24 protein-coding genes and 3 pseudogenes are annotated in these 20,975 nt (G+C 74.7%); 11 read left to right on the forward strand and 16 right to left on the reverse strand.

Features of this window, described 5'->3' with window-relative positions:
- A pseudogene (locus tag AB0I41_RS09250) lies at positions 1-101 on the reverse strand (electron transfer flavoprotein subunit beta); the annotation flags it as partial.
- A gap of 217 nt (positions 102-318) precedes the next feature.
- Between AB0I41_RS09250 and AB0I41_RS09255 the strand changes: the two are divergent.
- The gene (locus tag AB0I41_RS09255; RefSeq protein WP_357103939.1) at positions 319-525 is read left to right on the forward strand and encodes a hypothetical protein; all 207 of its coding nucleotides are present in this window, start codon (positions 319-321) and stop codon (positions 523-525) included.
- Positions 526-530: 5 nt separating this feature from the next.
- Here the strand turns inward: AB0I41_RS09255 and AB0I41_RS09260 are convergent, their stop codons facing one another.
- A complete protein-coding gene (locus tag AB0I41_RS09260) occupies positions 531-938 on the reverse strand; it encodes a hypothetical protein (protein ID WP_357103942.1) in 408 nt (135 codons plus the stop codon).
- Between the two features lie 2 nt (positions 939-940).
- Positions 941-1,738 (reverse strand): GNAT family N-acetyltransferase, encoded by a 798-nt coding sequence (locus tag AB0I41_RS09265; RefSeq protein ID WP_357103946.1) that lies wholly within the window; start codon positions 1,736-1,738, stop codon positions 941-943.
- A gap of 41 nt (positions 1,739-1,779) precedes the next feature.
- Between AB0I41_RS09265 and AB0I41_RS09270 the strand changes: the two genes are divergently transcribed.
- From AB0I41_RS09270 to AB0I41_RS09280, 3 genes are read left to right on the forward strand one after another with little or no spacing between them, the layout of a single operon-like run.
- A complete protein-coding gene (locus AB0I41_RS09270) occupies positions 1,780-2,172 on the forward strand; it encodes a DUF202 domain-containing protein (RefSeq protein ID WP_357103949.1) in 393 nt (130 codons plus the stop codon).
- Positions 2,169-2,468 carry a DUF202 domain-containing protein gene (locus AB0I41_RS09275; RefSeq protein ID WP_357103952.1) on the forward strand — a complete coding sequence of 100 codons (300 nt, stop codon included), beginning with the start codon at positions 2,169-2,171 and terminating at the stop codon, positions 2,466-2,468. The genes AB0I41_RS09270 and AB0I41_RS09275 overlap by 4 nt, the downstream gene beginning before the upstream one ends.
- Before the next feature lie 27 nt (positions 2,469-2,495).
- Positions 2,496-2,906: a PLD nuclease N-terminal domain-containing protein gene (locus tag AB0I41_RS09280; protein WP_357103955.1), complete on the forward strand. Its 411-nt coding sequence runs from the start codon at positions 2,496-2,498 to the stop codon at positions 2,904-2,906.
- 55 nt (positions 2,907-2,961) lie between these two features.
- Here the strand turns inward: AB0I41_RS09280 and AB0I41_RS09285 are convergent, their stop codons facing one another.
- From AB0I41_RS09285 to AB0I41_RS09300, 4 genes are all read right to left on the reverse strand, one after another.
- Positions 2,962-3,780: an ABC transporter permease gene (locus AB0I41_RS09285; RefSeq protein WP_357103958.1), complete on the reverse strand. Its 819-nt coding sequence runs from the start codon at positions 3,778-3,780 to the stop codon at positions 2,962-2,964.
- Positions 3,777-4,748 carry an ATP-binding cassette domain-containing protein gene (locus AB0I41_RS09290; RefSeq protein ID WP_357103961.1) on the reverse strand — a complete coding sequence of 324 codons (972 nt, stop codon included), beginning with the start codon at positions 4,746-4,748 and terminating at the stop codon, positions 3,777-3,779. The genes AB0I41_RS09285 and AB0I41_RS09290 overlap by 4 nt, the downstream gene beginning before the upstream one ends.
- Positions 4,749-4,899: 151 nt before the next feature.
- Complete coding sequence (locus tag AB0I41_RS09295) at positions 4,900-6,522, reverse strand: acetolactate synthase (RefSeq protein WP_357103964.1); 1,623 nt, start codon at positions 6,520-6,522, stop codon at positions 4,900-4,902.
- A gap of 114 nt (positions 6,523-6,636) precedes the next feature.
- Positions 6,637-7,410, reverse strand: a complete 774-nt coding sequence (locus AB0I41_RS09300; RefSeq protein WP_357103967.1) for an enoyl-CoA hydratase-related protein — start codon at positions 7,408-7,410, stop codon at positions 6,637-6,639.
- A gap of 97 nt (positions 7,411-7,507) precedes the next feature.
- On the opposite strand from AB0I41_RS09300, the gene AB0I41_RS09305 reads away from it, so the two are divergent.
- Positions 7,508-8,029, forward strand: a complete 522-nt coding sequence (locus AB0I41_RS09305; RefSeq protein WP_357103970.1) for a DUF6232 family protein — start codon at positions 7,508-7,510, stop codon at positions 8,027-8,029.
- On the opposite strand, the gene AB0I41_RS09310 is transcribed toward AB0I41_RS09305, so the two are convergent.
- On the reverse strand, positions 7,975-8,118 hold the full coding sequence (locus tag AB0I41_RS09310; protein ID WP_357103972.1) for a hypothetical protein: 144 nt from the start codon (positions 8,116-8,118) through the stop codon (positions 7,975-7,977). The two genes, AB0I41_RS09305 and AB0I41_RS09310, sit on opposite strands and share 55 nt — an antisense overlap.
- 308 nt (positions 8,119-8,426) lie before the next feature.
- On the opposite strand from AB0I41_RS09310, the gene AB0I41_RS09315 reads away from it, so the two are divergent.
- The gene (locus tag AB0I41_RS09315) at positions 8,427-8,909 is read left to right on the forward strand and encodes a DUF6232 family protein (RefSeq protein ID WP_357103974.1); all 483 of its coding nucleotides are present in this window, start codon (positions 8,427-8,429) and stop codon (positions 8,907-8,909) included.
- A gap of 44 nt (positions 8,910-8,953) precedes the next feature.
- A complete protein-coding gene (locus AB0I41_RS09320; RefSeq protein ID WP_357103977.1) occupies positions 8,954-9,682 on the forward strand; it encodes a hypothetical protein in 729 nt (242 codons plus the stop codon).
- A gap of 5 nt (positions 9,683-9,687) precedes the next feature.
- Here the strand turns inward: AB0I41_RS09320 and AB0I41_RS09325 are convergent, their stop codons facing one another.
- Positions 9,688-10,146, reverse strand: a complete 459-nt coding sequence (locus AB0I41_RS09325; RefSeq protein ID WP_357103979.1) for a rhodanese-like domain-containing protein — start codon at positions 10,144-10,146, stop codon at positions 9,688-9,690.
- Positions 10,147-10,217: 71 nt separating this feature from the next.
- On the opposite strand from AB0I41_RS09325, the pseudogene AB0I41_RS09330 reads away from it, so the two are divergent.
- Positions 10,218-11,083: pseudogene (locus AB0I41_RS09330) on the forward strand (helix-turn-helix domain-containing protein).
- 71 nt (positions 11,084-11,154) lie between these two features.
- On the opposite strand, the gene AB0I41_RS09335 reads toward AB0I41_RS09330, so the two are convergent.
- Together AB0I41_RS09335 and AB0I41_RS09340 are read right to left on the reverse strand one after the other, a co-directional pair.
- Positions 11,155-12,057, reverse strand: a complete 903-nt coding sequence (locus AB0I41_RS09335) for a ribokinase (RefSeq protein WP_357103981.1) — start codon at positions 12,055-12,057, stop codon at positions 11,155-11,157.
- Between the two features lie 80 nt (positions 12,058-12,137).
- The gene (locus tag AB0I41_RS09340) at positions 12,138-13,037 is read right to left on the reverse strand and encodes an ABC transporter ATP-binding protein (protein WP_357103984.1); all 900 of its coding nucleotides are present in this window, start codon (positions 13,035-13,037) and stop codon (positions 12,138-12,140) included.
- Positions 13,038-13,112: 75 nt separating this feature from the next.
- On the opposite strand from AB0I41_RS09340, the gene AB0I41_RS09345 reads away from it, so the two are divergent.
- Positions 13,113-14,132, forward strand: coding sequence for an ABC transporter ATP-binding protein (locus AB0I41_RS09345; RefSeq protein WP_357103987.1), 1,020 nt, complete (start codon positions 13,113-13,115; stop codon positions 14,130-14,132).
- Complete coding sequence (locus AB0I41_RS09350) at positions 14,129-15,142, forward strand: ABC transporter permease (RefSeq protein ID WP_357103990.1); 1,014 nt, start codon at positions 14,129-14,131, stop codon at positions 15,140-15,142. The genes AB0I41_RS09345 and AB0I41_RS09350 overlap by 4 nt, the downstream gene beginning before the upstream one ends.
- Positions 15,143-15,278: 136 nt before the next feature.
- On the opposite strand, the gene AB0I41_RS09355 is transcribed toward AB0I41_RS09350, so the two are convergent.
- Positions 15,279-16,454, reverse strand: coding sequence for an ROK family transcriptional regulator (locus AB0I41_RS09355; protein WP_357103993.1), 1,176 nt, complete (start codon positions 16,452-16,454; stop codon positions 15,279-15,281).
- 152 nt (positions 16,455-16,606) lie between these two features.
- Between AB0I41_RS09355 and AB0I41_RS09360 the strand changes: the two genes are divergently transcribed.
- Positions 16,607-18,058 carry a glycoside hydrolase family 3 N-terminal domain-containing protein gene (locus AB0I41_RS09360; RefSeq protein ID WP_357103996.1) on the forward strand — a complete coding sequence of 484 codons (1,452 nt, stop codon included), beginning with the start codon at positions 16,607-16,609 and terminating at the stop codon, positions 18,056-18,058.
- A gap of 259 nt (positions 18,059-18,317) precedes the next feature.
- On the opposite strand, the gene AB0I41_RS09365 is transcribed toward AB0I41_RS09360, so the two are convergent.
- From AB0I41_RS09365 to AB0I41_RS09380, 4 genes and pseudogenes are all read right to left on the reverse strand, one after another.
- Positions 18,318-18,851 carry a hypothetical protein gene (locus AB0I41_RS09365; RefSeq protein WP_357103999.1) on the reverse strand — a complete coding sequence of 178 codons (534 nt, stop codon included), beginning with the start codon at positions 18,849-18,851 and terminating at the stop codon, positions 18,318-18,320.
- Positions 18,848-19,411, reverse strand: a complete 564-nt coding sequence (locus AB0I41_RS09370; protein WP_357104002.1) for a hypothetical protein — start codon at positions 19,409-19,411, stop codon at positions 18,848-18,850. The genes AB0I41_RS09365 and AB0I41_RS09370 overlap by 4 nt, the downstream gene beginning before the upstream one ends.
- Positions 19,412-19,509: 98 nt before the next feature.
- Positions 19,510-19,719: pseudogene (locus tag AB0I41_RS09375) on the reverse strand (ATP-dependent Clp protease ATP-binding subunit); the annotation flags it as partial.
- Between the two features lie 477 nt (positions 19,720-20,196).
- A complete protein-coding gene (locus AB0I41_RS09380; RefSeq protein ID WP_357104004.1) occupies positions 20,197-20,859 on the reverse strand; it encodes a GNAT family N-acetyltransferase in 663 nt (220 codons plus the stop codon).
- Positions 20,860-20,975 lie beyond the last annotated feature (116 nt).

The raw sequence follows: 20,975 nt of genomic DNA on the forward strand, positions 1-20,975 counted from the left end.
ACGTTGTTCGCCGAACCGCGGTCGACGGTGTTGTCGTCAGGACGCAGGTTGCGGTCCGCGCCCGAATCGGGCACCTGCTTGACGAGTACGACGATATTCATCGCGCTTCGACGACCCTCCTGTTGGTGTGGCGATCGCTCGCCCGGTCACGGGCGCAGCCTCGCGCGTCCGTTGACGCCCGGTCAACCGCGGGCGCTGTGCAGTTGCCCACGACGCAATGTTACCTGCCAGTAGCATCTGCTTCCCGGGCGCCCAGAGTGACACAGCTCACCGGACCCGCGCGTCCAGCTAAACTCATGAACCGGGAGGTGTCGTGACATGTCGGGGCAGGATGCGGGCCGTGCGGTCGGGGCGGCCTCCGGGGACGACGACGCACCGGAGCGCTGCGGGCGGCGCCCGGCGGCGGAGGCGTACCGGTGCGCCTGCGGCCGGGTCCGGGACGTCTGCGTCCGCGACACCGTGCACACCCTCTGGGCCGCGCCCGGGGGCGACCCGGCCGGCGGGCCGCCCCCGGTCCGCGCGTAACGGCGTCACGCCGGCTCGGCGAGCGCTTCCCTGATCCGGTCGATCACGGCCGCCTCGGCCGGTCCGACCCCCCGGTGCGCCTCGGCCACCCGGTCGGCGGCGGCCAGCACCACGTCCCGGTACACGGCCAGGTCCTCCGGCGACTTCTTCCGAAGGATGTCGACCGCCCGACCGAGCGCGGGCAGCACCACGGACTCGATCTCCAGCGCCGAGTCCCGGGGCAGCCGGGGCAGCGGACCGGTGGTGAGCGCGTCCTTCACCACCCCGCTGGCGGCGTTGAGCGCCCCGGACGCGGCGATGCTCTCCCGGATCATGGCGAACATGCCCGGATCGGCGTTCGACACCAGAAAGACCGCGCCGAAGGCGCCGGTCTTGAGGGTGAGCCGCTCGTCGTCCGTCAGCCGCTGCTCCATCATCACGGAGTGTAGACGTACGGGGTGGTCGTGGTGACCGGTACGAAGCCCAGCCGCTCCAGGATCGGCCGGCTGTCCTCCGAGGCGTCCACCTGGAGCAGCGCCTTGCCCCGCTGGTCGGCCAGGCGCGCCCGGTACGCCACCAGCGCCCGGTAGATGCCCCGGTGCCGCCACTGCTCCAGCGTCGAGCCGCCCCACAGGCTGGCGAAACCGGTGTTCGCCAGGTACCGCACCCAGCCGGCGCTGACCACCCTCTCCCCCGCCTCGGCCACCACCACGGTGATCGACTGCGGGTCGGCGGCGATCTCCTTCTCCAGCCCGGTCACCAGATGACTGCGGTCGGCCTGCCACACCTCCTGCTCCATCGCGACGATCCGCTCCAGGTCCTGCCGGGAGGTGACCTCGCGCAGGCGTACCCCCTCCGGCAGGACCGGGACGGCGGCGGCCAGCGGCGCGACCGGCCCGATCAGGACGGTCTCCCGGTCCTCCGGCACGAACCCGGCGGCCCGCAGCCGGTCGGGCAGGTCGGCGGGCTCGTCGTGCGCGTTCAGCTTCCACTCCACCGACTCACCCCGCTGCCGGAACAGCTCGACCTGCCGGGCGATCAGCGCGTCCAGCTCCGCGCCGGCCAACCCGTCCAGCGTCCGGTACGTGAGGAAACCGCCGTGGTCGAAGCCGAGGATCCGGACCAGCGGGCCGTCCCGTTCGACGGTCACCCCGGCCGGCACCGGATCGGGGATCTCGGGGCGGATCTGGCTGTCGTACGCGGCGCGCAGCGCGCCAGCTTCAAGATCGGTCATCCGTCCAGGCTATGCCGGGCGCAAAGCGGATAATCGGCTCCGTGTGGCACGCGATCAGGCGGTGGTTCGACCCGTCGGAGCTCAGATCGGTCGGCACCACCCCCGACTACCGCTTCTCCCTGGCCAACGAACGCACCTTCCTGGCCTGGCTGCGGACCGGGCTGGCGCTGGTCGCCGGCGGACTGGCCGCCGCCCAGTTCCTGCCGCCGCTGCCGCTGCGACACCTGCGGGAAGCGATCGCCCTCGGGCTGCTGCTGCTCGGCGGCGCGGTGGCGGTGCGGGCGGTGGACCACTGGGCGCGGACCGAGCGGGCCATCCGGCTCGGCGAGGAGCTGCCCGTCTCCCGGTTCCCCGCCATACTCGCCCTGATCGTCGGGCTGAGCGCGCTGCTGCTGGTGGTCGCGATGCTGGTCAAGGGGGTCGGCGGCTGGTGACCGGCGACCCCGGGCTGCAACCGGAGCGCACCCGGCTGGCCTGGCGGCGCACCACCCTGGCGCTCACCGTGGTGACCGTGCTGGCGGTCCGGCTCGCCCTCACCGGGAACGCCGCGGACGCGCTGCTCGCGGCGGCCGTCGTGCTGGTCTGGGTCGGGGCGCTGGCGGCCTGCTGGGGCCGGGCCGCGGGCACCGGACCGATCCGGGTCGGCTCGCCGGCCCTGCCCACGGTCGCCCTGGCCACCGCCGCGCTGGCGCTGCTGGCCGTGCCGCTCGTCCTGCGCGGGATGTGGTGAGGGGCGGCGGTAGGCCATCATGGGGGCATGGCCCGGTTGTCCCTCCTGCTCTTCGCGATCCAGATCGTCCTCGCCGTCTGCGCGCTGATCAGCTGCCTCTCCGCCGACGAGGGGGACATCCGCGCGTTGCCGCGCATCGCGTGGGTGCTGATCATCCTGCTCTTCCCGCTGGTCGGCTCGATCGCCTGGTTCCTCGCCGGCCGCACGGCGACCCCGCCCCGGCCCGGCACCGCGGCTCCCGCCCCGGCCAAACCGAACCAGCGCCGACCCGTCGCCCCCGACGACGACCCGCAGTTCCTCGAATCCATCGCCGAACGCTCCCGACGCGACGACGAGGAGCTGTTCCGTCGCTGGGAGGAGGATCTGCGCCGCCGGGAGGACGACCTGCGCCACCGGGAGAGCGACCCGCCGCGCGAGGAGGACCGCCCCGAGGTCTAGGCCCGCGAACGGCGGGCGACGGCCCGGACGGAGGCCGCCGCGCAGACCGTCCGGGTCACACTCGACGCTTGAGCGCCCGCACCGCCAGCGGGGCGAAGATCACCGCGATGCCGGCGCCCCACAGCAGGGTCTGCAGCGTCGGGCCGGCGACCGGGCCGCTGACCAGCAGCCCCCGCAGCGCATCGGCGACGACGGTGACCGGGTTGACCACGACCCAGTGCTGCAACCAGCCGGGCATCCGGTCCGTCGGCACGAAGATGTTGCTGGTGAAGGTGAGCGGGAAGATCACCATGAAGCCGAAGATCTGCACCTTCTCCGGCTCGCTGACCAGCACCCCGACCAGCACCGAGATCCACGACGCGGCCAGGGTGAACGCCAGCAGCAGGCCGAACGCCGCCAGCGCGCCGAGCACGCCGTTGCCGACCCGGAAGCCGAGGATCATCCCGACGCCGAGCAGCAGCGCGATCGACCAGGCCTGCTTGACCGTGTCGGCGAGGATCCGGCCGGCCAGCGGTGCCCAACGGGCGATCGGCAGCGCCCGGAGCCGGTCGAAGACCCCCTTGGTCAGGTCGTTGTTCAACCCGAACCCGGTGGTCATGGTGGCGAAGAGCGCGTTCTGCACCATGATGCCGGGCAGCATGAAGGTCAGGTACTCGCCGGAGGAGCCGGCGATGGCGGTGCCGAAGACGTACGTGAAGAGCAGCACGAACATCACCGGCTGGATGCTCAGGTCGAGCAGTTCCATCGGGTTGTGCTTGATCTGCACCAGGCTGCGCCAGGCCAGGGTGAGGGTGTGCCGCAGGCCGGCGCCGACGCCGAGCCGGCGGGCCGGAGCGAGCGGGGTCGCGGTCGCGGTCGCGGTGGCGGCGGTCATGCCGGGGTCCCTTCGAGTACGTCGGGGTTCGCGTCCTGCTCGGCCCGGTGGCCGGTGAGGGAGAGGAAGACCTCGTCCAGGCTGGAACCGCGCAGGGCCAGCTCAGCCACCTGGACCTCGGCGGCGTCGAGGCGGCGGACCACCGAGGGCAACACGCCCGGGTCGTTCACCGGCACGGTGACGGTGGTCTGGGCGACCTCCGGGGTCGCCCCGGCCACCTCGCCGGCGATGGCCCGCACGGTCGGCAGGTCGGCCGGGTCGACCGGCCGCACGGCGAGCACCTGCCCGCCGGTCTTCGCCTTCAGCTCCTCGGGGGTGCCCTGGGCGATCACCCGCCCGTGGTCGACCACCGCGATCTGGCCGGCGAGCTGGTCGGCCTCCTCCAGGTACTGCGTGGTGAGCAGCACGGTCACCCCGTCGGCGACCAGGGTGCGCACGATGTCCCACAGCTCGTTGCGGCTGCGCGGGTCCAGCCCGGTGGTCGGCTCGTCGAGGAAGAGCACCTGCGGCCGCCCGACCAGGCTGGCCGCCAGATCCAGGCGGCGACGCATGCCACCGGAGTAGGTCTTGGCCGCCCGGCCGGCGGCGTCGGTGAGCTGGAAGTCGGCGAGCAGCTCGGCGGCGCGGGTCCGCGCCGCGGCCCGGCCGAGCCCGAGCAGCCGGCCGATGAGGAGCAGGTTCTCGGTGCCGGTGAGGGTCTCGTCGACCGAGGCGTACTGGCCGGTGAGACCGATCAGCTGGCGCACCCGGTGGGCGTCGTGGCGGACGTCGTACCCGCCGACGGTGGCGTGCCCCTCGTCGGCGGCGAGCAGGGTGGCGAGCACCCGTACCGCGGTGGTCTTGCCGGCGCCGTTGGGGCCGAGCAACCCGAAGACCGTCCCCGTGGGAACCTCCAGGTCGACCCCGGCGAGGGCGGTGGTGGCGCCGAAGCGGCGCACCAGCCCCTCGGCGCGGATCGCGTATGTCATCAAGCACTCCGATCGTTATCGCTGGTCACCCAACGATGAGCGAGGGGTCTGACGTTACGGCGACGGCCGCTGACATACCGCCGATTTTGCTGCTGACAGAAACGTGACCGCCGCCACCGGTCACCCGGCGACGGCGGTCACGGCGTCGTGGTCAGGCCAGGTTCGACGAGCGGGGGTACGCGTCGGCCGGGTCGGTGAGCACGTTGACCAGGTACGGCACCCCGGCGTCGAAGGCGCGGGCCAGGGCCGGCCCGAGGTCGGCGGCCCTGGCCACCGTCTCGCCGGCCCCGCCGAGCGCCTCGACCACCTTGTCGTAGCGCAGCTCCGGCTGGAGGTCGGCGGCGACGTCGTAGCCGTACATGGCCCGCATCGGGTGCTTCTCCAGCCCCCAGATGCCGTTGTTGCCGACCACGATGACCACCGGCAGCTGCTGCCGGACCAGGGACTCCACGTCCATCAGCGAGAAACCGGCGGCGCCGTCGCCCATCAGCACGCAGATCTGCCGGTCCGGGTGGCTGACCCGGGCCCCCATCGCGTAGCCCATGCCGGTGCCGAGGCACCCGTACGGGCCGGGGTCGAGCCAGGTGCCGGGCTGCGCCGGCTCCAGGTAGCGGCCGGCGTACGAGACAAAGTCGCCGCCGTCGCCGATGGTGATCGCGTCGAGGGCAAGTACCCGGCGCAGCTCGCCGTAGACCCGGGCCGGCCGGATCGGGTCGGTGTCGGCGGCCATCTCCTCGGCGTCGCGGGCCTTCGCGGCGTCCTCGGCGGTGCGCAGCTGGGCGATCCAGTCGGCGTGGTCGACCCGGTCGCCGGGCTGCCCGGCCAGCGCGGAGAGGATCAGCCGCAGGTCGCCGGCGGGGCTGGCGGCGGGCTGGACGTGCCCGGCCCGCTGGCTGGAGGCGTCGACGATGTGCACCACGGCCGCGTCGCCGAAGTCGCCGAAGCTGAGCCGGAAGTCCAGCGGGGTGCCGATCACCACGACCACGTCGGCACCGGAGAGGGCGACCCGGCGGGCCTTGGCGAAGGCGAGCGGGTGCTCCGGCGGCAGCGCGCCCCGGCCCATGCCGTTGGTGAAGACCGGCACCCCGAGCGCCTCGGCGGCCTCGCGGAGGGCGGCGACGGCGTCCCCGGCGTACACCTCGGAGCCGGCGATGACGACCGGGCGCTGCGCGCCCATGATCAGGCGGCCGGCGGCGGCGACCTCGTCCGGGTCCGGTTCGACCGGCGCGACGGCGGCCGGCGCGGGCAGCTCGGCGTCACCGACGGAGAAGACCGCCTCCAGCGGGAAGTCGAGGAAGACCGGGCCGCGGTGCGGGGTGAGGGCGGCGGTCAGGGCGGCGGTGACGGCGCGCGGGATGTCGCCGGCGCTGAACACCGTCTCGGCGTGCTTGGTGACCGGGGCGACCAGCGGCAGGTGGTCCATTTCCTGGAGGCTGCCCGAGCCCCAGCGGAACTGGGGCGCCCGCCCGCCCAGCACCAGCACCGGGGAGGCGTTGAAGTACGCGCTGGTCAAGCCGGAGACGCCGTTGGTGACGCCGGGACCGGCGGTGAGCACGGCCAGGCCGGGGCGGCGCTGGAGCTTGGCCACCGCCTCGGCGGCGAAGACGGCGGACTGCTCGTGCCGGACGTCGTAGATCGGGAACCCGTGCCGGTGCGCGGCGTCGTAGAGCGGGAAGACGTGCCCGCCGGAGAGGGTGAACATCTCCCGTACGCCGTTGGCGCGCAGCGCCGCCAGCGCCAACTCTCCGCCGTGGCCCTCGACCCGTTCCGTCATCGCCGCTCCCCTCGTCTGCTGACCGGTGTCACACGTTACTGGCCGGTACGAAGGATGTGAACACTTCTCGGTTCGGGAGCCGGCGACCGCACGGGTCGCCGGCCCGACCGAGGCTCAGCGGCCGGTGAAGTCCGGCTTGCGCTTCGCCACGAACGCCGCCATGCCCTCACGCCGGTCGTCGGTGGCGAAGAGCGCCGCGAAGAGCTGGCTCTCCCAGGCCAGACCGGAGTTCAGATCCATGTCGAGGCCGCCGTCGACGGCGAGCTTCGCCGCGCGCAGCGCCTGCACCGGGCCGGTCAGGTACGGGGTCACCAGCTCGACGGCCGTGTCGTAGACCTGCGCGGCCGGGGCGACCCGGTCGGCCAGGCCGATCCGCAGCGCCTCCTGGGCGTCCACCATCCGGCCGGACATGATCAGGTCCTTGGCGCGGGCCGGGCCGACCAGGCGGGCCAGCCGCTGGGTGCCGCCGGCGCCGGGGATGATGCCGAGCCTGATCTCCGGCTGGCCGAGCTTGGCGTCCTCGGCCACCACCCGCCAGTCGCAGGCCAGGGCCAGCTCGCAGCCGCCGCCGAGGGCGTACCCGGTGATCGCGGCGACCACCGGCTTGGGGATCCGGGCGATCGCGCCGAGCGCGCTGGACAGGTCCGCGGCCCGCTCCGCCATGTCCACGTAGGACATGTCGGCCATCTCCTTGATGTCCGCGCCGGCGGCGAAGACCTTCTCCCCGCCGTACACGATGACGGCGCGGACGCTCGCGTCGGCGGTGGCCGCTGCGGCGGCGGCGCGCAACTCCTCCTGCACCTGGGTGTTGAGCGCGTTCATCGGCGGCCGCTCCAGCCGGATGGTGCCGATGCCGTCCCTGGTCTCCAGCCGCACGAACTCGCTCACGCTGCCCTCACTTCCTCGTCGAAGTCGCGTGCCAACCTTACGGCCCGGTCGTTGGGGTACGTAGTCTGGTGTCAGCCCCGCCGCCGGGAGTGCCGCGATGATCACGTACTACGACGACAGGTCGGTGCAGGTCACCTCCGCCGCGATCCGGGTCGACGGGCGGACCTTCCCGCTCGCCGAGATCGGCATGGTCTGGCACCGCCGGGGCAGCCGCTCGTGGCGGGTGCTCGCCGGGCGGGGCGCCCTCGGCGCGGCCCTGGCCGGCCCCCTGGTCGCCGCCGTGCTGGGCGTGGCGCTGGCCGTCTGGCTGCACCGCTCGCTGACCGTGACCATCGCCATCGTGGGCGCCTCGGTGCTGGTCGGGCTCGCCGTCGGCCCGCTCGCCGACTTCCTCTTCGAGCACCTCGACCGGTCGTACGCCCGGGGCAGCCGGCAGTGGGAGATGTGGGCCCGCTGGGGAGGTGGGCCGGTGCTGCTGCTGCGCACCGGCAACGCGCTGCGCTTCGGGCAGATCTACCGGGCGGTGCAGCGGGCGATGGAGGCCGCCCGGCCCGCGCCCGGCCCTCAGAACTCGATCGGCCCGTCGGGCAGCATCTCCAACCCGCGCAACAGGCCGTAGAGATCCTGCTCGCCCCAGAACTGGACGATCCGGCCGCCGGCCAGCCGGTCCCCGCACGCGAAGAGCTCCTGGATCTCCTGGTCGAGCACGGTCAGCCCTACCCGAACGCCGCGCCCGGGTCGGTCCGGCCTCGTCGTGCGCGCGCCTCCGCCGACGGGCCCCTCCGCCACCGCCTCTGGAGCTGATGACGGGAACGACTCAGCCTGGTGCCGGGGGTGCCTCCACAGCTCACTGTGGAGCTGATGACGTGAACGAATCAGCCCCGACCTGACCCGTCGATCGGTCGGTGATCCGTCGACGACATCAGCTCCACAGCGCCCGCGGAACCACCGGCGCCCCACCGGCGACCCACCGGCACGGCGGGGCGCGGGTTGCCCACGGATGGTTAGGGTTGGTGATGACCCTCTATTACCGGGACGACACGGTCCAGGTGACCTCGGAGTCGATCCGAGCCGGTGGGCACGCGATCCGGATCGCCGACGTGACGTACGTCTGGCACGCGCGGGGGGCGACGACGCTGGCCGTCCGGGGCCGGGTGCTGGGCCGGGGCGTGCTGGTGCTGCTGCTCTCCCTGCCGCCGCTGGTGGCGCTGGTCTGCGTGGTCTCGCTGGCCTGGTCCGCGCAGGACCGGGGCAACTGGAAACTGGCGCTGGTCATCCTGGCCGGCTGTGCGGTCGGCGCGCTGGCCCTGACCCCGTTCCTGGAGCTGCCGCTGAGCTGGCTGGACCGCTCCTACGAGCGCGGCAACCGGGTGCACGAGCTGTGGGTGCAGCACCACGGGCAGGAGGTGATGCTGGTGCGCACTCCGGACGCGTTGCGGTTCGGGCAGATCTACCGGGCCGTGCAGCGCGCCGTCGAGCAGCAGACAGAACACCGGTGACCGCCCGTCGCGCGCGGGTGGCCGGGCCGCCGCACACTGGTCACATGGCTATCCCCCTCCCCCGGCCGTCCGCCGTCGTCGGCCTCACCCGCTCCGCTCTCGACCAGGCGTTCGGCTCGGCCGCCTCGTTCGCCGCCGTGCCGGCCCGCGCGTTCGCGGTGCTCGACGGCGTGGAGGCGCTGCTGGACCGGATCAACGGGGTGGTGGACCGGATCGAGGGCACCCTGGACCGGACCGACCGAATGCTCACCGACGGCGAGGCGGCGGTCCGGGAGGTCGCGGTGATCAGCGCGGCGGCGACCAGCGCGATCGAGACGGCCACCGAGGTCGCCGCGGCCGCCGCCGTGGTGGTCGGCGAGGCCGAGCAGGTGTCCGCCGCGGCGGCCGTGGTCGTCGCCGAGGCGGACGCGGTGGCCGGCCGGGCCGCCGGCACGGTGATCGCGGCGGAGAAGGCCAGCGCCACCGCGGCCGAGCTGCTGGCGGCGTACGAGCCGGCGCTGCGCCGGGCCGCGCCGATGGCGACCCGCTTCGTCGAGCAGCTCAGCCACGAGGAGGTGACCGCGGCGATCCGGCTGGTGGACGAGCTGCCCAAGCTCAAGGAGCACCTGACGGCGGACATCCTGCCGATCCTGGCCACTCTGGACCGGGTCGGTCCGGACCTGCACGACCTGCTCGACGTCACGCGGGACCTCAAGCTCGCCGTGGCCGGCATTCCCGGCCTCGGCATGCTGCGCCGCCGGGGCGAGCGGCTCAGCGACGAGCCCGCCGACTGACCGGCTCAGCAGTCGCAGCGGACGGCGGCGCGCGGGGCCGTCAGCTCGTCGACCGGCCGTCGGGTCTCGCCGGTCGCGGTACGCACCGGCAGCCCCTCCCGGACCCAGTACTCGTAGCCGCCCAGCATCTCCTTGACCCGGTAGCCGAGGCGGGCGAACTCCAGCGCGGCCCGGGTGGCGCCGTTGCAGCCCGGCCCCCAGCAGTAGGTGACCACCGTCGAACCGGTTGGCACCAGCTCGGCGGCGCGGGCGGCGATCTCCGCCGTCGGCAGGTGCACCGCGCCGGGCAGGTGCCCCTGCCGCCAGGCGTCCGAGCCCCGGGAGTCGACCACCACCAGGCCGGGCACCCGGGCGGTGAGGTCGGCGTGCACGTCGCTGACGTCGGTGGCGAAGGTCAGCCGGTCGAGGAAGTGGGCGGCGGCGACCGCCGGGTCGGCCGGCGGCACGGAGCGGGTGTACGACATGCCTCCGATCCTCAGCCGGCCGCCGCTCCGGCGGCAGTGGCGGGAACGACGTTCTCCGCTAACATCCCGCCATGACCCGTACGGTGGCGGTGCTGGCGTACCCGTGGATGTCGGTCTTCGAGACCGGCATCGTCACCGAGGTGTTCGGGCTGCCCCGGCCCGAGTTCGACGTCGACTGGTACGCGCTGACCGTCTGCGCGGAACGCCCCGGCCCGGTGCCGGTGGTCGGCGGCGCCGCCCTGCACACCCCGTACGGCCTGGACGTGCTGGCCCGGGCCGCGACGGTGATCGTCCCCGGCGTGCCGGACGTGACCGTCGACCCGTCACCGGAGCTGGTCGCCGCGCCACCACCCACTGGCGGTACGCCGACCTGCTGGCCCGGCGGCATCCCCGGGTGGAGGTCGACCCGGACGCGCTCTACTTCGACGACGGCGACGTGCTGACCAGCGCGGGCAGCGCCGCCGGCCTGGACCTCTGCGTGCACGTCGTCCGGCGGGACTTCGGCGCGGCGATCGCGAACGCGGTGGCCCGGCGGCTGGTGATCCCGCCGCACCGCGACGGCGGGCAGGCGCAGTTCATCGAGGCGCCGGTGCCGGCCGACCCGGACGACGACCGGATCGCCCGCAGCATCGACTGGGCGCTGGCCCACCTCGCCGAGCCGCTGACCGTGCAGCGCCTGGCCCGGCAGGCGCACATGTCCCCCCGCACCTACCTGCGGCAGTTCGCCCGCGCCGCCGGGACCAGCCCGATCCGCTGGCTGATCGACCAGCGGGTGCGGGCCAGCCTGGCGCTGCTGGAGTCGACCGGGCTCCCGGTCGCGGAGGTGGCCCGCTCGGTCGGCTTCGACAGCGTGGTCACCTACCGGCACCACTTCGGCCGGGCGATGCGGACCTCGCCGTCGGCGTACCGCCGGGCCTTCCAGCGCCACGCCGCGTGACCCGGCCGCGCACCGCACCCGAGTCGGCCGCTCGGGCCCGGCCCGAGCGCGGGCAGGCGCGCATCGCGGGGTCAGGCAACCGACGGGGCGTAGAGCGCGTCGATCTCGTCGCGGCGGGGCAGCGCCACCGAGGCGCCGAGCCGGCGTACGCAGGCCGCACCGGCCGCCGCCGCCCAGCGCACCGCGTCCAGCACCTCCCGGCCCTCCCCCCAGGCCACCGCGAGTGCGGCGGTGAAGGCGTCGCCCGCGGCGGTGGTGTCGACCACGTCCACCTCGACCGCCGGCACGTGCCCGACCGTGCCGTCCCGGTCGCCGTACCAGGCACCCTCGCCACCCATGGTCAGCACCGCGCGGGGCACCAGTTCCAGCAGCGCCCGCGGGTCCTCCCGGCCGCGGCCGGTGAGCGCCTGCGCCTCCGGCTCGTTGACCACCAGCAGGTCCACCGCGGCCAGCAGCTCGGCCGGTACCTGCCGGGCCGGCGCCGCGTTGAGGATGACCCGGGTGCCGGCCTCCCGGGCCGCCACCGCCGCCGCGGTCACCGTCTCGACCGGGATCTCCAGCTGCGCGACCAGCACGTCCGCCTCGCGTACGGCGTGCAGCTCGCCGTCGGTGAGGCCGGCGAAGGAGGCGTTGGCGCCGGGGGTCACCAGGATCGCGTTGTCCCCGGCCGCGTTGACCATGACCAGCGCCACCCCGGACGCGCCGTAGACCACCCGCAACTGCCCGGTGTCCACGCCCGCGGCGGTGATCCGGGCGCGCAGGGTGACGCCGAACGCGTCCGAGCCGATCGCGCCGAGGAAGGCGCAGGACGCACCGGCGCGGACCACGGCGATCGCCTGGTTGGCGCCCTTGCCGCCGGGCACCGTCACGAAGTCGCTGCCGAGCACGGTCTCCCCGGGCCGGGGCAGCGCCGGGCCGATGCCGACGAGGTCCATGTTCGCGCTGCCCACCACGACGACCCGGGTCTGCCGCACCACGACCTCCTGCCGACCTGCACGCTGCGGCGAGTCTAGGACCAGCCGCCCGCTGGGACCGGCGGGGGCGGAGCGCCGACTCAGGCGGCCCGGGCGGTGTACCGCTCGCCGCGCCGCTCGACCACCAGCGGCAGGCCGAAGGTCTTGGAGAGGTTGTCACCGGTGAGCGTCTCGGCGAGCAGCCCCTGCGCGACCACCCCGCCCTCACGCAGCAGCAGCGCGTGGGTGAAGCCCGGCGGGATCTCCTCGACGTGGTGGGTGACCAGGACGAGGGCGGGGGCGTCCGGGTCGTACGCCAGCTCGGCCAGCCGGGCCACCAGGTCCTCACGTCCGCCGAGGTCGAGCCCGGCGGCCGGCTCGTCGAGCAGCAGCAGCTCGGGGTCGGTCATCAGGGCGCGGGCGATCTGCACCCGCTTGCGCTCGCCCTCGGAGAGGGTCCCGTACGCCCGGTCGGCGAGGTGGCCGACGCCCAGCTGCCCGAGCAGGGCGCGGGCCCGGGACTCGTCGGTGCGGTCGTAGCTCTCCCGCCACCGGCCGACCACCGACCAGGCGGCGGTGACCACCACGTCGCTGACCCGCTCCTCGGCGGGGACCCGCTCGGCCAGGGCGGCGGTGGAGAGCCCGATCCGCATCCGCAGCTCGTTGACGTCGGTGCGGCCGATCCGCTCGCCGAGCACGTGCGCCGTCCCGCTGGTCGGGTGCAGCCGGCCGGCGGCGAGGTTGAGCAGGGTGGTCTTGCCCGCGCCGTTGGGGCCGAGGACGACCCACCGCTCGTCGAGCTCGACCCGCCAGTCCACGTCGTGCAGCAGCGCGGTGCCGGCGCGCCTGACGCCGACGCCGTCGAGGCTGACCACCAGATCCGCGTCCACGGGTGCGGGGGCGGCGGGGGCGGCGGCGGCGCCGGGGATCAGGTCACCAGTCACCGCTCCATCCAACCACGCAGCCCGCAGGGTGCCCCCCACGGGCGACGCCGCGGCCATAGGGTGGGGCGCCGTGTCGTTGGTCACCACAGCCGGAGGACGTGCCATGCCCGATCGAGGTCAGGAGCACCGCGGATGAGCGCGGTCATCGAGATCGAGGGGCTGCGCAAGACGTTCCACACCCTCCGGCAGGGGCGCCGGGTCGCGGTGGACGGTTTCGACATGCTGGTCGAGGCCGGGCAGGTGCACGGGTTCCTCGGCCCGAACGGCTCCGGCAAGACCACCACCCTGCGCGCGCTGCTCGGCCTGGTCAGCGCCGACAGCGGCCGGATGAGCGTGCTCGGCGCCCCCACGCCGGACCAGTTGGCCCGGGTGGCCGGGCGGGTCGGCGCGATCGTGGAGAGCCCACAGTTCTTCGGCAACTTCACCGGTCACCGCACGCTGCGGCTGCTCGCGCTGGCCGGCGGGGTACCGACCGTCCGGGTCGACGAGGTGCTGGAGCAGGTCGGGCTGCGCGACCGGGGCGAGGACCGGGTCAAGGGCTACTCGCTGGGTATGAAGCAGCGCCTGGCGGTCGCCTCCGCCCTGCTCAAGGATCCCGAGCTGCTGATCCTGGACGAGCCGGCGAACGGGCTGGATCCGGCGGGCATCCGGGAGATGCGGGACCTGATGCGGTCGCTGGCCGAGGCGGGGGTGACGGTGCTGGTCTCCAGCCACATCCTGGCCGAGATCCAGCTGATCTGCGACCACGTGACGATCATCTCCCAGGGTCGCCGGGTGGCGGCGGGTCCGGTGGCCGAGGTGCTGGCCGGTTACGACCAGCACGAGTGGCAGGTACGGGTGGCCGAGCCGGACCGCGCCGCCGAGCTGCTGGGGGCGGCGGGCCTGTCGGTCAGCGACCACGACGGGCTGCTGGTGGTCGCCGGCACGGACGACCCCGAGCTGATCGCCCGCACGCTGGGTGAGCAGGGGCTGTGGGTGCGCGAGCTGACCCCGATCCGCCCCGACCTGGAGAGCGTCTTCCTGGAACTGACCGGCACCGCACCGCATCCGACACTGCCGCGGCAGGTGGGCGAGGCCGCCCTGCCCGGGGAGGGACCCGCCGAACCGATGATCGACCTCGACGTGACCGCCGGCCGGGGGGTGGACGCGTGAACCTCGTCCGCGCCGAGCTGGAGCGGCTCGCCGCCCGCCGTTTCGTCCAGCTGATGGTGGTGCTGCTGGCGCTGGCCTTCGCCATCACCACGGGCACCACCCTGGTCGGGTCGCACCAGCCGTCGGCGAGTGAGGTGGCCGAGGCCCAGGCCCAGGTCTCCCAGGCGATCAGCAGCATGGAGGCCGATCACCAGCGCTGCCTGAAGGTCAAGGCGGGCGAGCTGCCGATCGACGAGAACGGCTACCTCCCGGCGGACTGCAGCGAGCTGGACCCGATGCTGCGGGACCGCCTGCCGGTGGTCGCCGACTACCTCAGCGGCGTCTTCGTCTTCGGCCAGCAGGCGGGTCCGCTGCTCTACTTCCTGATCGCGTTCCTGGTGCTCTTCGGTTTCCTGGTCGGGGCCTCCTACATCGGCGCCGACCTGAACTCCGGCGGGGTGGTCAACCTGCTGCTGTGGCGGCCGCGCCGGCTCACCGTGCTCGGCGCGAAGCTGGCCACGCTGCTCGGGGTGGTGACGCTGCTGTCGGTGGCGGCCACGGTGGTCTACCTCGGCACGTTCTGGACGATCGCGCAGACCGCCGGGCTGCCGGGCCGGCTGGACGGGGCGTTCTGGCAGAGCCTGGGCGGCGTCTACGGGCGCGGTCTGGTGCTGGTGCTGCTCGCCTCCGCGCTCGGCTTCGGCATCGCCGCGCTGGGCCGGCACACCTCGGCGGCGCTCGGCGCGGTCGCCGCGTACGGGGTGGTCTGGGAGCTGGGCGCCCGGTTGGTGTTCGAGATCCTCGACGTGGCCCGCCCGGACCAGCTGATGCTCTCCACCTACGTGGGGGCCTGGCTGACCGGCCGGATCACGCTCTATGACGATCAGGCCTGCCGGAACTCGACGGGCTTCGGCTTCTGCGACGGCACGTACACGATCACCTGGGCTCCGGCGCTGGTGGTGCTGCTGGCCCTCGCCGGCGCGGTGACGGCGGCGGCGTTCGCGGTGTTCCGCCGGCGTGACCTGATCTGACCGGCCGCCGTGCCGGGGCGCTCGGCGGCCCCGGTACGGCACGCCCGCCATCGGGCCGACCTTGGCAGGATCTTGCCGGAGCCGGACCGGTGGTGAAGAATTCCTTCACATGGCGGGTGGCGTACGGCGACAGGCGTCAGCCGACGGTCGACCCGAAGACCTCGTCCCGGACGGCGTCCAGCGCCGTACGCAGCGCGCCCCGCAGGATCGGCTCCTCGGTCAGCCCGGTCGACACCACCCGGGGCCGGACCAGCGTGATCGCGGCGACCTCGTGCTGCACCCGCTCCGCCAGCGCCGCCCCGCCGGCCTGCCCGACCTCGCCGGCGAGCACCACCAGCGGCGGGTCCAGCACCACGCAGGTGCTGGCCACGCCCAGGGCCAGGCGCCGGGCCAGCTCGTCGAGCATCGGGCCGCCGGTCGTGCCGGCGGCGATGGCGGCGCGCACCGCGTCGGCCGCGTCGCCGGAGTCGAACCCGTGCTCGCGGGCCACCGCCCGGACCGCGTCCGCCCCGGCGAGCTGCTGGAACGCCGGCTTGGCGCGGCGGGAGACGTCCCGCGGGATCGGCACCCCGGGCACCGGCAGGTAGCCGATCTCGCCGGCGGCGCCGCTGCTGCCGTGGTGCAGCCGCCCGCCGATCATGATCGCCAGGCCGACGCCGGCGCCCACCCAGACCAGCACGAAGTCCGCCAGCCCCTGGGCCGCGCCGGACTGCGCCTCGGCGACGGCCGCGAGGTTGACGTCGTTCTCGAAGACCACCGGGGTGTGCAGGTCCTCGCGGAGCGCGGCGAGCAGGCCGCGGTGCCAGCGCGGCAGGTTGAAGGCGAAGGTGATGTCGCCGGTGCCCGGGTCCACCAGGCCGGGGGTGCCCAGCACCACCCGCCGTACGCTGGACAGCTCCGCGCCGGCGCTGCTCGCCGCCCGCACCACCGCGTTGTGCACCACGCCGACCGGGTCGTCGGTGTCCCGGGTGGACTGCTCGACCCGGCCGATGACCGCTCCGGTGATGTCGGCGCAGGCCGCCACCACCCGTTCCGCCCCGACGTCCACGCCGACCACGTGCGCACTGCCGGGGCGCACCGCGTAGAGCTGGGCGTTCGGGCCCCGCCCGCCGGCCTGCTCACCGACCCGGGTGACCAGCCCGCGTTCCTCCAGCCGCTCCACCAGCTGCGAGGCGGTGACCTTGGACAGGCCGGTCAGTTCGCCGAGCCGGGCCCGGGTCAGCGGGCCGCGTTCGAGCAGCAGTTCCAGTGCCGCACGATCGTTGAGCGCCCGCAACAGGCGGGGGGTGCCGGGCAGCCTGGTCGCACTCATGCCACGTCCTCTAGTTTCCGTAAACTTTGCTAACCGAATCGACCTGCAGACGGGTGCCCGTAGCGTATCGGCCACCCCGTACCGGAGTACTCGGACGACCGACCGCTCCCGGTGCGACACTCGTGCCGTCCGGCACCGAAGGGGGAAGTCACGTGGGGCTGGATCCAGGACTGCGCCGGCTCGCGCTGGGCACGCTGCTCGCCGCGTACCCGGGGCCGGTGCCGCCGGACTGGGCCGTCGACCTGGTCGGCGAGGGGCTGGCCGGGCACACGTTGTTCGGCACCAACATCCACAACCCGGCGCAGGTGGCCGCGAGCACCGCGGGGCTGCGCGCCGGCCGGTCCGACGTGCTGATCGCCATCGACGAGGAGGGCGGGGACGTCACCCGGCTGGCACACGCCACCGGCAGCCCGTACCCGGGCAACGCCGCGCTCGGCGCGGTCGACGACCCCGCGCTCACCCGCCGGGTCTACGCGGCCATCGGCGCCGAACTGGCCACCCTCGGCGTCACCGTGAACCTGGCCCCCACCGTCGACGTCAACACCGCCGACGAGAACCCGGTGATCGGCACCCGCTCGTTCGGCGCCGACCCGGCCCGGGTCGCCGCGCACTCCGCCGCCGCCGTCGAGGGCCTCCAGTCGGTCGGTGTCGCCGCCTGCGCCAAGCACTTCCCCGGCCACGGCGCCACCGTCGCCGACTCGCATCACGAACTGCCCACCGTCGACGTGTCGCCGGCCCTGCTGCGCGAGCGCGACCTGCCGCCCTTCGCGGCGGTCGTCAAGGCGGGCACCCGGGCGATCATGACCGCGCACATCCGGGTGCCGGCGCTCACCGGAGACGGGCCGGCCACGTTCAGCCGGGCCGTCCTGGTCGACCTGCTCCGCGGCGAGTACGGCTTCACCGGCACGGTGATCACCGACGCGCTGGAGATGCAGGGCGCCGCGCTGGCCGCCGGCGGGGTCGGGCCGGCCGCCGTGCGCGCGCTGGCCGCCGGCGCCGACCTGCTCTGCGTCGGCGCGAAGGTCGACGCCGCGCTGGTCGAGCACGTGGCCGGCGAGATCGTCGCGGCGATCGGCGACGGCCGGCTGGACCGCGCCCGGGTGGAGGAGGCGGCCGGCCGCGCCGCCGCGCTCGCCGCCTGGACCGGGGCCGCCGGCACCGCGACCCCGGGCCCCGACGGCCTCGGCTACGCCGCCGCCCTGCGCGCGGTATGCGTCGAGGGCGACGTCATCGGCCTGGTCGCGCCGCTGGTGGTGCAGGTGCACGCCACCTCGACCATCGCCGAGGGGCGGGTGCCGTGGGGACTCGGGCCGCACCTCGCCCGGGCCGAGGAAGTCCGCGCGGTCGCGGGCGAGACCGACCCGGACGAGCTGCGCCGGCGGGCCGGGGACCGGCCCATCGTGCTGGTCGGCCGCCACCTGCACCGACTGCCCGGGGCGCGGGAACTGGTCGAGGCGCTGGCCGCCGCGCACCCGGTGACCGTGGTGGAGATGGGTTGGCCGGGGGCCTGGCGTCCCACCGGCGCCCGCGCCTTCGTCACCACGTACGGCGCCAGCCACGCCAACGGCCGCGCGGCGGCGCAGGTGCTCGGCCTGGCCGGCTGAGCCGCCCGTGCTCCGCCGGCCGCCGCCTCCGGGCGCGGCCGGCGGACCGGTCCGCGCCGGCCCGGCTTACGGCTCCGCCGTCGGCGCGAGGTGAACAAGCGCCTCGCCGACGTCGGCATCCGCCAGATCGACCCGGCCGACCCGGAGCACGCCGCCCACTACGGCTTCCCCATCGCCGAGCGGCCCAACGCCGACTGACAGTGCCGCCGGCCGGCCGGGTGCTCGCCCCCTGACGCACCCAGCCGGCCGCGACGGACGTTCAGGATCGGACCTCGTTCCTGCGGCGGCGACGCCAGTAGGCCACGGTCACGGCGGCGAGCAGCGGCGGCCAGGCCAGCTGCGGGGCGTAGCAGGCGGTCATCACCCAGCCGGCCACGCCCTGGGGTGCCTCCGGGTCACCCATGTTCTCCGGACCGTTCCACAGCGCCACTGTCGGAATGGCGATCAGGGTCAGGGCGACCACGCCGAGCAGGGCCACGGTGACCGCGAACGCGGTGGGGACCGGCCGCCCATCGGACCGGGGCACCCAGCGGGGCACCACCTCGCCCCAGGGGCGGACCAGCCCGAGGGTGAGCAGCGCGACCGCCTCGACGGCGAGGGTAAGGGCGAAGACGTACGGGGTGATCCACCCGGGGGCGTGGTAGAGCCGGGCCAGTTCCCCGGTGAAGCCGACGGGGATGCCGACGCCCAGCGCGATCCGCCACAGCCCGGAAGGAAGCGCCAGCAGCGGCACGGCGCGGGCCGCCCACACGGCCCAGCGGGGCGCCGGAGCGCTCATCGTCACGGTGGTCACGACGCCACCCCGGCCCGGACGACCATGCCGCCGTCGTCGGCCGCCAGGAAGGGCGGCGTGCTGACGCAGTACGGCACGTCGGTGCCGACGGTGCCGGTCCACCAGCTCCACCCGAAGCGGTCCCGCGCACCGTGGTCGGTCACCATGAAGCCGACCCGGGTGCCGAGCCACTCGTCGGCGGATCCGCCGGCGGGCACCTCCGCGGTGGTGATCCGCCCGGTCACCACCGCCACGTCGCCGGCCACCATGAGGCAGTCCACGTCACCCGCGAAGGCGACGAAGGGCGCATCGCCGGGCAGGACGTGCGCGTACCGGAAGGTGCCGTGGGCGGCCAGCGGCACGCCGTTGCCCCGGCTGGTGGCGTCCAGCCGAAGCACGGCGCGCTGCCCCTCGTACCCCGGCGTGGTCAGCGGCCCGCTCAGCTCGCCGTGGACGGCGGGGCCAGGGTCAGGGGACCGCGCGGCCGCTGGCGCGGCGGCCATGACGCCGAGGGCGACCAGGCCCGCGGTGAGGGCGGCCGAGGCCTGGCGGATGCTGATCGGAAGGGTCCTGAGGATCATCGTGCGCTCCTGTCCGGGTAGGTCCACCTGGGACTCTGCCGACCGGAGCCGCCCCGCTGATCCCCGGCGCGGGGGATCCCGCTCCCCCCACCGGGTTCCGGACCGATCTCGGCGTTGCCGGCGGTGAGTGCCTCCTCCTGCGAGGCCATCACCACGTTGCGCGCCTGCAGGGTGAAGCGGCCGAAGCCGGCATTGGGGTCGAGCGCGGCGGCTGCCGTCTCGGCCTTCGCGGCGGACCGCTTCTGGGCGGCCTGCTTGCTGACCCTCATGCTGCGGCCGATCTCCGGCCAGGAGGCGCCCGAGCGCCGGGGTCCCCACGCCGGTGTCGCGGCACCCGACGGCGCCCGGTGGGTGGCGCGGCGGTCACGTTCCCGTCGACCGCCAGGCTTACGGGTACGCTCCGTTACCATCCCCGCTCGCCGGGCCGTCGACTCTTGTCGCAGCTCAAGTCCGCTACCGGACAGGCAGGAACGATCGATTGCCCCTTGCTCAGAGACCGATCTGTACGTAGCGTCACCATCAGCGGGACCGGCCGGCGGGATGCGCCGGCCTCACGGGGGGCCTGGGGGAAGGCTGCGGACCGTGGATTCGGCCCGGAATCCACGGTCCGCGCCCTGCCGCCACGACGCCCAGCGGTCTCGGCGCTGCGCCGGCACCCCGGGTCGGCAGCCCGGGCGTCCGCCTCGGTGCCGTCCGGGGGCGACACGGCCGGCCCGTGGGCGTCGTTCTCGTCGAGGATGCACCGCCCCCACCCCGGCGCGTCGCGGATCACACGCGGGCAGCGGTCAGCGGGGATAGACGCCGTACGACCGCCAGCCCCGGTCCGGGAAGCCGGCCGCCTCGGCGACCCGGGCGGAGGCGACGTTGGCCGGGTCGTGCCGGTAGGTCGGGACGGCCCCCTCGTCGAGCACCCGGCGGGCGGCCCGGGCGATCAGCCGCCGGGCCAGCCCCCGTCCGCGCGCGGCCGGTGCCGTCCCCACCGCGAGTTCGTGCCCGTACGCGTCGTGCCGCTTGATCCCCACCCCGGCCAGGTAGCCGCCGTCGGCGTCCCGGACCACCAGCACCTCCCGGTCGAACAGGCGCAGCCAGGAGGGGAACGCCGGGTCGGTCGGCGCGACCCACTCCCCCACCTCGGGCAGCGGGGCCGGGGCGAGGCACCACCGGAAGGTGTCGTCGGCCAGCACCCAGTCCGGCTGGCCGACCGCGGCGGGCAGCGCCGCGAACAGTTCGGCCTCCGGCCCGCGGGCCAGCGCGCGGATCGCCTCGACCCGCTCCGGCGGCACCGAGAGCACGGTGCTGCCGGCGGCCTGCACGGCGATCCCCGGGCGCAGCCGCCCGTCCCAGGCCGGCCGCCCGCGTCGGCGGGAGCCGACGACGTGCAGGCCGGGGCCGGCCGGCCACTGGCCCAGCCAGGTGACCAGGTGCAGGTAGAGCCGGCGGTCGAGCACCGGACACCTCCCCTCGCCCGCTCGGGTACGACCACCTCGTCGTGATCACCGTACGCCGGTCCGGCCGACGCGGCGTCCCGTTCTGCCGGGCACGGCCCGGTTGAAGATCCGGTCGG

This window comes from Micromonospora sp. NPDC050200, from assembly GCF_040656135.1.
Classification (GTDB): Bacteria; Actinomycetota; Actinomycetes; order Mycobacteriales; family Micromonosporaceae; genus Micromonospora.